Below are 12,196 nucleotides of genomic sequence, written 5' to 3' on the forward strand. Positions count from 1 at the left end.
AATATGGCGCAGCGGACGGGACTCGAACCCGCGACCCCCGGCGTGACAGGCCGGTATTCTAACCGACTGAACTACCGCTGCGCGTAACACTTGAAACGAATGGTGGGTGATGACGGGATCGAACCGCCGACATTCTGCTTGTAAGGCAGACGCTCTCCCAGCTGAGCTAATCACCCTTCGCTTCGGTGTGGCGCGCATTCTACGGAGCGATCAAAAAGCTGGCAAGCACTTTTTGAAATAAATTTTATAATCCTTCCAAAGGCTTACATCAGGGTTGGCCGCAGGGTCACAGCAGCGAATAATGCCCCCCTTTGTATAAAGGAGAGATGTACCCCATGTGGTTCAAAAACCTGCTTGTCTATCGCCTGACCCAGGACCTGCCATTTGACGCCGAGGCGCTGGAAACCGCGTTGGCGACCAAGCCTGCACGTGCCTGTGCCAGCCAGGAGTTGACCACTTACGGTTTCATCGCCCCGTTCGGCAAGGGCGAAGACGCGCCACTGGTGCACGTCAGCGGTGATTTCATGCTGATCTCGGCGCGCAAGGAAGAACGCATTCTGCCCGGCAGTGTGGTCAACGATGCCTTGAAAGAGAAAGTCGAAGAGATCGAGACCGAGCAGATGCGCAAGGTCTACAAGAAGGAACGCGATCAGCTCAAGGATGAAATCATCCAGGCCTTCCTGCCCCGCGCCTTTATCCGCCGCTCGGCCACTTTCGCCGCCATCGCCCCCAAGCAAGGCGTGATTCTGGTCAACGCTTCCAGCCCCAAGCGCGCCGAAGACCTGCTGTCGACCCTGCGTGAAGTGGTCGGCTCGTTGCCCGTCCGCCCCGTGACCGTCAAGACCGCGCCAACCGCTGTGATGACCGAATGGGTCAAGACCAGCCAGACCGCCGAGCACTTCTTCGTGCTGGACGAGTGCGAACTGCGCGACACCCACGAAGACGGCGGCATTGTGAAATGCAAACGTCAGGACCTCACCAGCGACGAAATCCAGCTGCACCTGAGCACCGGCAAAGTCGTCACTCAGCTGTCGCTGGCGTGGCAGGACAAGCTGTCGTTCGTGCTGGACGACAAGCTCGGTATCAAACGCCTGAAGTTCGAAGACCTGCTGCAGGATGAAGCCGAGCAGAACGGCGGCGACGATGCGCTGGGTCAGCAGGACGCCAGCTTCACCCTGATGATGCTGACATTCGGCGAGTTCCTGCCGGAGCTGATGGAAGCACTGGGCGGCGAAGAGATTCCCCAGGGGATCTGATTTCGCCTACGGCGCAGGAGCCGGCTTGCTGGCTCCTTCCGTTTCCGGGTTCATTCATACCAATAAGAAAGGAGCAGGCCATGCGTGCCCTGGCTGCGTTGAGTCGTTTTGTCGGTAATACCTTCGCGTACTGGGTGCTGCTGTTCGCCGTGCTGGCGTTCCTGTTCCCGTCTTGGTTCATCGGCCTCAAGTCGTACATCGTGCCGTTGCTGGGGCTGGTGATGTTCGGCATGGGCCTGACCCTGAAGCTTGATGATTTTTCTGAAGTCGTGCGCCATCCCTGGCGCGTGGCTCTGGGGGTGGTCGCGCATTTCGTGATCATGCCCGGCGTGGCCTGGCTGCTTTGCCAGCTGTTTCACCTGCCGCCGGAAATCGCCGTGGGCGTGATTCTGGTCGGCTGCTGCCCGAGCGGCACGTCGTCCAACGTCATGACCTGGCTGGCCAAGGGCGATCTGGCGCTGTCGGTGGCCATCGCCGCCGTCACCACCCTCCTCGCCCCGCTGCTGACTCCGGCGCTGATCTGGCTGCTGGCCTCGGCGTGGCTGCCGGTGTCCTTCATGGAAATGTTCTGGTCGATCCTGCAGCTGGTGATGCTGCCGATCGTGCTCGGCGTCATCGCTCAACGTTTACTCGGCGCCAAGGTGAGTTTTGCCGTCGACGTGCTGCCGCTGGTGTCGGTGGTGAGCATTGTGATGATCGTCTGTGCAGTGGTGGCGGCGAGTCAGGCGAAGATTGCCGAGTCGGGCCTGTTGATCATGGCCGTGGTGATCCTGCACAACAGCTTCGGCTTTCTGCTGGGTTACTTCACCGGCAAGCTGTTCAAGTTGCCACTGGCTCAGCGCAAATCGCTGTCCCTGGAAGTCGGCATGCAGAACTCAGGCCTCGGCGCCGCGCTGGCCGCTGCGCACTTTTCGCCACTGGCGGCGGTGCCGAGCGCGCTGTTCAGCGTCTGGCACAACATTTCGGGCGCGTTGCTTTCGACGTACTTCCGGAAGATGACGCCGGATGCGGTGGTTGCGGAAGAGAAGCCGATTGTAGGGTGATCGGCATGGCGCCTGTGGGAGATCCCCGATCACCCACGCATCATCCGGCAAAATGCGATCCCTGTGGGAGCGAGCTTGCTCACGAAGAGGCCGGTACATCCGCTCATTTTTCTGCGGCGGGAATACCGTCTTCGTGAGCAAGCTCACTCCCACAAGTTATTTCGACACCAGAAATATCGGGTTTCTTATTAACGCGCTGGCACTCGCCTTAGCGCACCGCCCCCCGCAATTCCGCTACCCGCTCACGCACCAGCGCCGGTTGCGATTCCTCTCCCGTCAACGCCGGCCCGGCCACCAAGGTCACTCGCGACCACAGCCTGCGGAACACGCCCTTGTTCGGGTCGCGGCTGAAAAAGCTGCCCCACAACCCCTGCAATGCCATTGGAATCACCGGCACATCAGTCTCCTGCAAGACCCGGGTCATGCCACTCTTAAAGGTGTCGATCTCGCCGTCGGTGGTCAGCTTACCTTCCGGAAAGATGCACACCAGCTCGCCTTCCTTAAGGTAATGGGCGATGCGTTCGAACGCGCTGTCGAACACTGCCTTGTCCTCTTTGATACCGGCAATCGGGATGGCGCCCGCCGTGCGGAACACGAAATTCAGCACCGGCAGATTGAAGATTTTGTAGTACATGACGAAGCGGATAGGCCGGCGCACAGACCCGGCAATCAACAGCGCATCGACGAACGAGACATGGTTGCAGACCAGCAATGCCGCGCCCTCATCAGGGATCAGGTCGAGGTCGCGATGCTCCACGCGGTACATGGAATGGCTGAGCAGCCAGATCATGAAGCGCATGGTGAACTCGGGCACGATTTTGAAGATGTAGGCGTTAACCGCGATGTTCATCAGCGACACGACGAGGAACAGCTGCGGGATCGACAGCTTCGCCACGCTCAACAGGACGATCGAGACAATCGCCGAGACCACCATGAACAGCGCATTGAGGATGTTGTTGGACGCGATGACCCGCGAGCGCTCTTTCTCCGGCGTCCGCGACTGGATCAGCGCGTACAGCGGCACGATGTAAAACCCGCCGAAGACGCCGATGCCGAGGATGTCCAGCAACACCCACCACGCCTGCCCGTACCCCAGAATCGCCAGCCAGTTATTGGCCTGCACGTTCTGCGGGAAATCACCGGAATGCCACCACAGCAACAAGCCGAACACGGTCAGGCCCATGGAGCCGAACGGCACCAGGCCAATCTCCACTTTGCGGCCTGACAGTCGCTCGCAGAGCATGGAGCCAGCGGCGATGCCGATGGAGAACACGGTCAGAATCAGTGTGACGACGGTTTCATCGCCATACAGAAAGTCCTTCGCGTAGGCCGGGATCTGCGTCAGATAAATCGCCCCTACGAACCAGAACCACGAGTTGCCGACGATGGAACGCGACACCGCTTTGGTCTGCCCCAGGCCGAGTTTCAGGGTGGCCCAGGATTCACTGAAGATGTTCCAGTTCAGGCGCATGTCCGGCGAAGCGGCCGCTGCTGGCGGAATGCCTCGGCTGGCGAGATAACCCAGGCACGCCACCGAGACCATGGCTGCCGCCACGATGGGGGCGTAATGGGTCGCCGACATCATCACCCCGGCGCCGATGGTGCCGGCCAGGATCGCCAGAAACGTGCCCATTTCCACCAGGCCGTTGCCGCCCACCAGTTCGTTCTCATGCAGGTGCTGGGGCAGGATCGAGTACTTCACCGGCCCGAACAGCGCCGAGTGGGTGCCCATGGCGAACAGCGCCGCCAGCATCAGCGACAGGTGATTAAAGAGAAAACCCGTTGCCCCCACGACCATGATCACGATCTCCAGGACCTTGATCATGCGGATCAGCTTGTCCTTGGGGTATTTCTCGCCGAACTGCCCGGCCAGCGCCGAGAATAGAAAGAACGGCAGGATGAACAGCAAGGCGCAGAGGTTGACGTAGATGGAGCGGTCGCCGTCGATGCTCAGCTTGTAGAGGATGGCGAGGATCAGCGACTGCTTGAAGATGTTGTCGTTGAACGCCCCGAGGGACTGGGTCACGAAAAACGGCAGAAAGCGCCGCTTACCCAACAAACTGAACTGCGACTGACTCATCTTCCCTGGTCCTGAGTGGCGCCGGTATCGGCTTTCGGATGGGAACGCCGAAAGGCGGTTCCGGGCCACATTGAAGACGTATCCGGCGTCAAAGTCGAGCACGCGCTCCAACGCATAACCCGTTAGAGCGTGGGAGCGCCATCTAGCGCAAGCCAGCGATGCAGGGCGAAACGAACAGCTCGCCTTTATAGGCCCCGGTCACGGTGCGCTTCATGATCACCAGCCACAGGACACTCAGCGCGGCGACCAGCACGCTGCCGAGAACCGCAAAGAACACAAGATGAAGCACCGCGCCCAGCTTCAAGGTGGTCAGCGCGAACACCCCCAGCGGAAAGGTAAAACCCCACCAGCCCAGGTTGAACGGGATGCCGTTGCGCAGGTAACGCGCGGTGATCAGCAGCGCCATCAGGCACCACCACACCCCGACACCCCACAAGATCACGCCGCCGATCAGGCCAAGGCCCGAGGCGATTTCGCCGACGCCGGGCAGGCCGTTGGCGTTGAAGATCAGTGGCGAATCGGCGCCCAGCACAATCAAACCGAATGCGCCGGTGCTGATCGGCCCGAGGGCCAGCCAGCTCGATGCGGCCATGCTTTCGTGGGGCAGTTTGTGCAGGGCCATGCGCAACAGCAGGATGGTCAGAATGCTGAACGCCACCGGCACCGACATCGCCCACAGCACGTAGCTGGTGATGAGCACGCTGAACTGGCTGTGACTGTCCGTCAGATGTGGCGCCAGCTGCCCGCCGCTCACCGCCGCCACTTCGCAGGCCACCAGCGGCAGAAGCCAGACGGCGGTCATCTGATCGATACGGTGTTCCTGGCGGGTGAACATCAAAAACGGGATGACCACGCCGCAGGCCAGGGACATCGCCACGTCCAGCCACCACAACATCTCGGCAATCGGCAGCACGGCGTCGCCCCATCGCGGCAGGCCGAAAGTCAGCAGCCCATTGATGAGCGTCGCCAGGCCCATGGGAATCGCGCCGAAAAACATCGATACCGTGGAATGCCCGAACACCCGCCGTGCCTCGTCGAAAAACATCACCCACCGGGCGATGTAGAGGGCGCTGAAGGTCAGGAACAGCACGATGTTGAGCATCCACAAGGCTTCGGCCAGCTGGAACAGACCGGGGATGGGCACCGGAAGCTGCACCAGCACAGCCGACAGAATCCCGGTGCCCATGGTCGCGGCGAACCAGTTGGGGGTGAATTGGCGGATGACTTCCCGAGGGTGACTCAGTTGGCTGAAGGGTCTTTGCGGGCAGAAAATGGCGTGGGTCATGGCGGGCTCCTGTCCTCGTGTGAGGTGGTCCCCATAGTAGGACGGCAGCTGATATCGACTAAGCGGGTAATTTAGCTATAGGTCATAGATTTCCCAGATATACACTGATCATGGGATTCGCCGCCCCCCCTGCGACACCGCGCCGCTCAGACCTTGGTCGTAACAGACGAACCCTACGCGGCGTGCGAGACTGTCCGGCCGGCGAGGGATCGCCACCGAAACCGCTAGCCGCTTGCCTCCGGAGTTCCCATGTCGCTGTCCAGCGGGCTGATCGCTGCCGTCGCCCTGGCCTATATGGCCATCATGTTCGCCATCGCCTTTTACGGTGACCGCCGCAGTACCCCGCTGCCGCCGCGCCTGCGCGCCTGGGTGTACAGCCTGTCGCTGGCGGTTTACTGCACCAGCTGGACGTTTTTCGGCTCGGTCGGCCAGGCCGCCGAGCAATTGTGGTCGTTTCTGCCGATCTACCTCGGGCCGATTCTGCTGATGCTGCTGGCGCCCTGGGTGCTGCAGAAAATGGTGCTGATCAGCAAGCAGGAAAACATCACTTCAATCGCCGACTTCATCGCCGCCCGCTACGGCAAGTCGCAAACCCTCGCCGTGGTCGTCGCGCTGATCTGCCTGATCGGCGTGCTGCCCTACATCGCGCTGCAACTCAAAGGCATCGTGCTGGGGGTGAACATTCTGATCGGTGCCGGCGCCGACGCCACAGGGACTCGCGCCCAGGACACTGCGCTGATCGTGTCGCTGGTGCTGGCGCTGTTCACCATCGTCTTCGGCACCCGCAACCTCGACGCCACCGAGCACCACCGCGGCATGGTCCTGGCGATTGCCTTCGAGTCGCTGGTCAAGCTGTTCGCCTTCATGGCCGTCGGCGCGTTCGTGACCTTCGGCCTGTACGACGGGGTGGATGACCTGTTCAACCAGGCCATGCTCGCACCGCGTCTGGAGGAGTACTGGAAAGAAACGGTCAACTGGCCATCGATGGTGGTGCAGACCGGCGTCGCCATGATGGCGATCATCTGTCTGCCCCGGCAGTTTCACGTCACCGTGGTGGAGAACATCGAGCCGCAGGACTTGCGCCTGGCCAAGTGGGTGTTCCCGGCGTATTTGCTGCTGGCCGCGGTGTTCGTGGTGCCGATTGCGCTGGCGGGGCAGATGCTGCTACCCGCCTCGGTGCTGCCGGACTCGTTCGTGATCAGCGTGCCATTGGCCCACGCGCACCCGGCACTGGCGATGCTGGCGTTCATCGGCGGGGCTTCGGCGGCCACCGGGATGGTCATCGTCGCCAGCGTTGCACTGTCGACCATGGTTTCCAACGACATGCTGCTGCCGTGGCTGCTGCGGCGCAAAACCGCCGAGCGCCCGTTTGAGGTGTTCCGCCACTGGATGCTCTCGGTGCGCCGGGTCAGCATCGTCGTCATTCTGCTGCTCGCCTACGTCAGCTACCGGCTGCTGGGCTCGACTGCCAGTCTGGCGACCATCGGCCAGATCGCCTTCGCCGCCATCACGCAGTTGATGCCGGCGATGATCGGCGCGCTGTACTGGAAGCCGGCCAATCGTCGCGGGGTGTTCGCCGGGCTTGCCGCCGGGGTGTTCATCTGGTTTTACACCCTGGTGCTGCCGATCATTGCCCACAGCATGGGCTGGTCGCTGAGCAGTTTTCCGCTGCTGGCGTGGCTGCACAGCAACCCGTTCAATCTGCCGATCAGCCCGCTGACCCAGGGCGTGGTGCTGTCGATGCTGGGCAACCTCGCTTTGTTTGTGTGGGTCTCGCTGCTGTCGCGAACGCGGGTGTCCGAACACTGGCAGGCGGGCCGTTTCATCGGCCAGGAATTGCAGGCGCGGCCTAACAACCGCTCGCTGCTGGCGGTGCAGATCGAGGACCTGCTCAAGCTCTCGGCGCGTTTCGTCGGAGAAGAACGGGCGCAACAGAGCTTCATCCGTTTCGCCTACCGGCAGGGCAAAGGTTTCAACCCCAACCAGAACGCCAACGGCGAATGGATCGCCCACACCGAACGCTTGCTGGCGGGGGTGCTGGGCACGTCGTCGACGCGGGCGGTGGTCAAGGCGGCCATCGAAGGCCGCGACATGCAGCTTGAAGATGTGGTGCGCATCGCCGACGAAGCCTCCGAGGTGCTGCAGTTCAATCGCGCGCTGCTGCAAGGCGCCATCGAGAACATCACTCAGGGCATCAGCGTGGTGGATCAATCCCTGCGGCTGGTGGCCTGGAATGCGCGCTATCTGGAGCTGTTCAATTACCCGGAAGGCCTGATCAGCGTGGGCCGGCCCATCGCCGACATCATCCGCTACAACGCCGAGCGCGGTTTGCTCGGCCCCGGCGAGGCCGAAGTGCATGTCGCCCGGCGCCTGCACTGGATGCGTCAGGGCCGCGCGCATACGTCCGAGCGGTTGTTTCCCAATGGGCAGGTGATCGAGCTGATCGGCAACCCGATGCCCGGCGGCGGCTTCGTGATGAGCTTCACTGACATCACCGCGTTCCGCGAGGCCGAGCATGCGCTCAAGGGCGCCAACGAAAGTCTCGAGCAGCGCGTAGCTGAACGCACGCGGGAACTGTCGCAGCTGAACACAGCGCTGAGCGAAGCCAAGGCCCATGCGGAAGCCGCCAATCAGTCGAAAACGCGCTTTCTCGCCGCCGTCAGCCACGACCTGATGCAGCCCATGAATGCCGCCCGCTTGTTCTCCGCCGCCCTGCTGCACAACGACGACAACGTGCCCGCGGAGGCGAAACAGCTGATCCATCATCTGGACAGCTCGCTGCGTTCGGCCGAAGACTTGATCAGCGACCTGCTGGATATTTCGCGGCTGGAGAACGGCAAGTTCACGCCGACCATCACGCCCTTCGCACTGAACAATCTGTTTGAAACCCTCGGCGCTGAATTCAAGGCCCTCGCTCAGGAGCAGGGTCTGGACTTCCGCGTGCGCGGCAGCACGTTGCGCGTGGCCAGCGATGCCAAGCTGCTGCGGCGGGTGCTGCAGAACTTCCTGACCAATGCGTTTCGTTACGCCAAGGGGCCTATTTTGCTGGGGGTGCGGCGCAGAAGCGGGCAGCTGAGCCTGGAAGTCTGGGACCGTGGGCCGGGTATTCCCGAGGACAAGCGGCAGGTGATTTTCGAGGAGTTCAAGCGGCTGGACAGCCATCAGACCCGCGCCGAAAAGGGCTTGGGTTTGGGGCTGGCGATTGCCGACGGTCTGTGTCGCGTGCTCGGTCATTCGTTGGAAGTGCGTTCATGGCCGGGCCAGGGCAGCGTGTTCAGCGTCACGGTGCCGCTGGCGCCTGCATCGCCGATACCGGCCGTTGCGCCGAGCGAACCTTCGCGTGCTGCGCTCAACGGTACGCAAATCCTCTGCGTCGACAACGAAGACAGCATCCTGATTGGCATGAACAGCCTGCTCAGCCGCTGGGGGTGTCAGGTCTGGACGGCGCGCAATCGCGAGGAATGCCAGGCCCTGCTCAACGACGGCATTCGCCCGCACCTGGCGTTGGTGGATTACCACCTGGACCACGGTGAGATCGGCACCGAACTGATGGCCTGGCTGCGCACGCAACTGGGTGAGCCGGTCCCCGGCGTGGTCATCAGCGCCGACGGCCGCCAGGAGCTGATCGCCCAGGTACACGCCGCCGGCCTTGAGTATCTGGCCAAACCGGTGAAGCCCGCAGCGCTGCGGGCGTTGTTGAGCCGGCATGTGCGTTTGGGTTGAGGCTGGCCGGTATCGTCACGATGGGAACGATGATCCACTGTAGGAGTGAGCTTGCTCGCGATCGGCTGCGAAGCAGTCGTGAAACCGGTAATGCCTGACACACGGCACGCACCGGTTTGCTGCCGCTGCGCGCCAGATCGGGAGCAAGCTCACTCCTACAGTTTTCTTCCGCAGTGCTCGACGAATTCGCGGCGGGGGTGGACGGTTCTATTCAACCTTCCTGAACACAAACACCAACCCCACCACAATCAGCACCATCCCCAGCATGCTCATCAGCGCGAGGCGGTTGCCGTAGATCAGGTAGTCCATAATCGCGGTAACGCCGGGCACCAGGTAAAACAGGCTGGTAACGTTGACCAGATTGCCTTGGGCGATAAGCCGATAAAGCAGAAACGTCGCCAGCACCGACACCACCAGCCCCATGTACAGCACCGGCACGAAGAAGCCGATGCTGTGTTCGAAATGAAAGGGCTGAAATGGCACGAACACGGCACACACCAATGTCCCCGCGAGGTATTGCACCGGCAACGTGCCGAGGGGGTTGTCGGTGATGCGTTTCTGCATGATCGAGCCGCCGGTCATGCTCAACATGCCCAGTACGCCGAACGCCATGCCGGCCAGTGATCCGCCGTCGCCGATGCCTTGCCAGACCACCAGCACCAGGCCGGCCAGCCCCAGACTCAGGCCGAACATGCGTGACGCCGAGCGGCTGCGTTCAACCAGCACGGCCGTGAGTATCGGTTGCACGCCCATGATCGTGGCCATGACGCCGGGCGCGACTTTCATGTCCAGCGCCAGCAGGTAGCAGATCTGATAAGCCCCCAGCAGCACCGCCCCTGTCATCAACGCAAAGCCCATCGACGCGCGGGTGGCGGGAAGCTTGTAACCCAAGGCCGGGATCAGGATCGCCAGCGCCACAAGCGCCAGCAGAAAACGGAACAGTAGAAATGCAAACGGTGAAGCGTGGGTCAGGCCCCACTTGGAAACGATCGCGCCGCTGCTCCAGAGCAGGACGAAAAGCGTCGTCGTGGCCATCGAGGCCAAGGCTTTATTAGCGAACATGAGTCACCTGTGATTCAGACAAAATCGGACCCGGCACGAACCGGATTCACGGATGTTTTGCGGGCGTTTGCAGGCTGCGGTCGACAGCGTTGACGCAGTCGCTCAGCCGAGCACAACGACGCCTGGCGGTGCAACGACGCACACGACAGGGCTGTTCACAGATGGGGGTGGCGGGTAACGCGTGATAAAGGCGATTTGCATGCAGCTGCACGGTTCCGCAACAGCGCGAGCCGTGGCGGATAAAGCGAACCGGGTGCGGGATGCAGGCATCGTGCTCATCTTCTGAAACGAGTGACTCGTGTTGCCAAGTGTTACGGCACGACGCCGACTATAACCAGCCAGCGGTGCCTCGTGCAATGCCATAACGCGACGTCGTGAATTGCCCAGATGCAGCGCTACCAGGACAGCTTCAGCTCGACGCCGAGGTAATTGCTGTCGTGCCCGCCGGCATCGCGCACTGACTGGCCGACGTCGTAGTGCACCGCCTCGACCGCGCCGCTCAGATTAGGGGTGAACGCATAGTCCGTGCGCACCTGCCCGTAGGCGCCGGTCCAGCGACTGCCCTGCCCCGCGGTTCCGGCCACCGCGATGTTGGGCTGCACGTAAACGGCGTCTTCGGTGGTCTCCCGCCATTGCAGGCCAAGGGCCGTCTGAATGCTCAGCTTGGCGATCGGCTTGATGGTAATCGACGGTTTGACGTGCAGGATGTTGGCATAGCCGGTGTAGCCCCCCAGCGAAAAATAGTAGCCGTTGGGAAACAGCGGATTGAACGTGCCCAGCGTGCCATCGCCGTTGTTTCGGTCGCCCGACGCAGCGTCCAGTTGCAGGCCCAGACGCGGCGTCCACCTGACGTCGGCGAAGGTGTAACCAACGCGACTGCCCGCCGCCCACGCGCGAATGCTTTTGGCGCCGACCGAACCGGTCTGCCCCATCGCCTCCAGGTCCCAGTCGTAGCCATCGGCCGCGCCGCCGAGCCGTGCGTTAAAGATATTCCGGTGCTCAGCGCCGCTGGCATCGAGGTAACTGGCGTCGTCGCGTTCATACAGCCCGACATAGGCCGACAGCTCGTTACTGCCGCCCACCAGCCGCTCGGCGCGCAGCATGTGAAAGCGAAATTCGTGGTTGGAACGATCGTCGAAGTGGCGCTCGTCCTGGTATTGCACCGGTCGGCTGGCGATCGCGATGAAGCGCCACAGCCCGGTCTCCCAGTCCGCCCACAACGCATCGAACGACTGGCGCACGTTCGGCCCGTCGCGAGACGAAATAAAGCGCTGTAAGTCGAAGGCGAAATCCTGCCGCCCCACCCGCGCCTTGAAGGTGTTGTCGCCCAGCTTCTTGGTGTATTCAAGGAACGCGAGGCGCAGGTCGGTGCGATTCTGGTCAGCGCCGCCAAGGGTGGTTTTGTCGTAGGCGCGCACGTCTTCCAGCCGGGTAAACACGCGCCAGTTCTCGTTGAAGTGCAGATCGACGTGCACCTGAAAGCGCTGCAGCAGATACCGGTCCCGGGCGACATTTCGCGTGCCGAACGCGCTGGCGTCGTTCATCTCGAAACGCTCACGCAGGGTGCTGCCCAACGACAGGTATGTCTGGGGGTTGTCCGAAGACAGCGAGATGTACTTCAGCCTGTCCAGCGGCGCTGTCCTGAGGGTTGGATTGGCCAGCACCGACCAATCCTCCTGCCAGCGATTGGTCTTGATCGCCGGCCTGGTTTCAGCCTCGTCAGCACGGGCCGGGCTGCTGGCCATGG

At 62.1% G+C, this 12,196-nt stretch carries 7 protein-coding genes and 2 tRNA genes; 3 read left to right on the plus strand and 6 right to left on the minus strand.

Translation table 11 applies throughout. The features are described from left to right. Positions 1 to 4: 4 nt before the first annotated feature. Together AC07VF_RS08255 and AC07VF_RS08260 are read right to left on the minus strand one after the other, a co-directional pair. Positions 5 to 81, minus strand: a tRNA-Asp gene (locus AC07VF_RS08255). A gap of 19 nt (positions 82 to 100) precedes the next feature. After that, positions 101 to 176 (minus strand) — tRNA-Val (locus AC07VF_RS08260). 159 nt (positions 177 to 335) lie between these two features. On the opposite strand from AC07VF_RS08260, the gene rdgC reads away from it, so the two are divergent. Further along, on the plus strand, positions 336 to 1,256 hold the full coding sequence (rdgC, locus tag AC07VF_RS08265; protein WP_122537474.1) for a recombination-associated protein RdgC: 921 nt from the start codon (positions 336 to 338) through the stop codon (positions 1,254 to 1,256). An 80-nt stretch (positions 1,257 to 1,336) separates the two neighbouring features. Further along, complete coding sequence (locus AC07VF_RS08270) at positions 1,337 to 2,299, plus strand: bile acid:sodium symporter family protein (protein WP_122623088.1); 963 nt, start codon at positions 1,337 to 1,339, stop codon at positions 2,297 to 2,299. A gap of 208 nt (positions 2,300 to 2,507) precedes the next feature. Here AC07VF_RS08270 and AC07VF_RS08275 read toward each other — a convergent pair whose 3' ends face one another. Next, a complete protein-coding gene (locus tag AC07VF_RS08275; RefSeq protein WP_495007810.1) occupies positions 2,508 to 4,379 on the minus strand; it encodes an MFS transporter in 1,872 nt (623 codons plus the stop codon). A gap of 142 nt (positions 4,380 to 4,521) precedes the next feature. Further along, the gene (locus AC07VF_RS08280) at positions 4,522 to 5,664 is read right to left on the minus strand and encodes a TDT family transporter (RefSeq protein ID WP_495007811.1); all 1,143 of its coding nucleotides are present in this window, start codon (positions 5,662 to 5,664) and stop codon (positions 4,522 to 4,524) included. A 249-nt stretch (positions 5,665 to 5,913) separates the two neighbouring features. Here AC07VF_RS08280 and AC07VF_RS08285 point away from each other — a divergent pair, with 249 nt between their 5' ends. After that, entirely contained in the window at positions 5,914 to 9,387 is a 3,474-nt protein-coding gene (locus AC07VF_RS08285) for a hybrid sensor histidine kinase/response regulator (RefSeq protein ID WP_495007812.1), read from the plus strand. Between the two features lie 207 nt (positions 9,388 to 9,594). Here AC07VF_RS08285 and AC07VF_RS08290 read toward each other — a convergent pair whose 3' ends face one another. Next, a complete protein-coding gene (locus AC07VF_RS08290) occupies positions 9,595 to 10,449 on the minus strand; it encodes a DMT family transporter (RefSeq protein WP_192170925.1) in 855 nt (284 codons plus the stop codon). 395 nt (positions 10,450 to 10,844) lie between these two features. After that, a complete protein-coding gene (locus AC07VF_RS08295; RefSeq protein ID WP_495007954.1) occupies positions 10,845 to 12,194 on the minus strand; it encodes an alginate export family protein in 1,350 nt (449 codons plus the stop codon). Positions 12,195 to 12,196: the final 2 nt, after the last annotated feature.

The sequence above is a fragment of the Pseudomonas sp. GW821-FHT02H06 genome (genome assembly GCF_059421525.1).

Bases quoted from the DNA above. Each gene is read 5' to 3' on its own strand.
- AC07VF_RS08295 (WP_495007954.1), bottom strand. From the start codon at position 12,194: ATGGCCAGCAGCCCGGCCCGTGCTGACGAGGCTGAAACCAGGCCGGCG.
- AC07VF_RS08285 (WP_495007812.1), top strand. From the start codon at position 5,914: ATGTCGCTGTCCAGCGGGCTGATCGCTGCCGTCGCCCTGGCCTATATG.
- AC07VF_RS08280 (WP_495007811.1), bottom strand. From the start codon at position 5,664: ATGACCCACGCCATTTTCTGCCCGCAAAGACCCTTCAGCCAACTGAGT.
- rdgC (WP_122537474.1), top strand. From the start codon at position 336: ATGTGGTTCAAAAACCTGCTTGTCTATCGCCTGACCCAGGACCTGCCA.
- AC07VF_RS08275 (WP_495007810.1), bottom strand. From the start codon at position 4,379: ATGAGTCAGTCGCAGTTCAGTTTGTTGGGTAAGCGGCGCTTTCTGCCG.
- AC07VF_RS08270 (WP_122623088.1), top strand. From the start codon at position 1,337: ATGCGTGCCCTGGCTGCGTTGAGTCGTTTTGTCGGTAATACCTTCGCG.
- AC07VF_RS08290 (WP_192170925.1), bottom strand. From the start codon at position 10,449: ATGTTCGCTAATAAAGCCTTGGCCTCGATGGCCACGACGACGCTTTTC.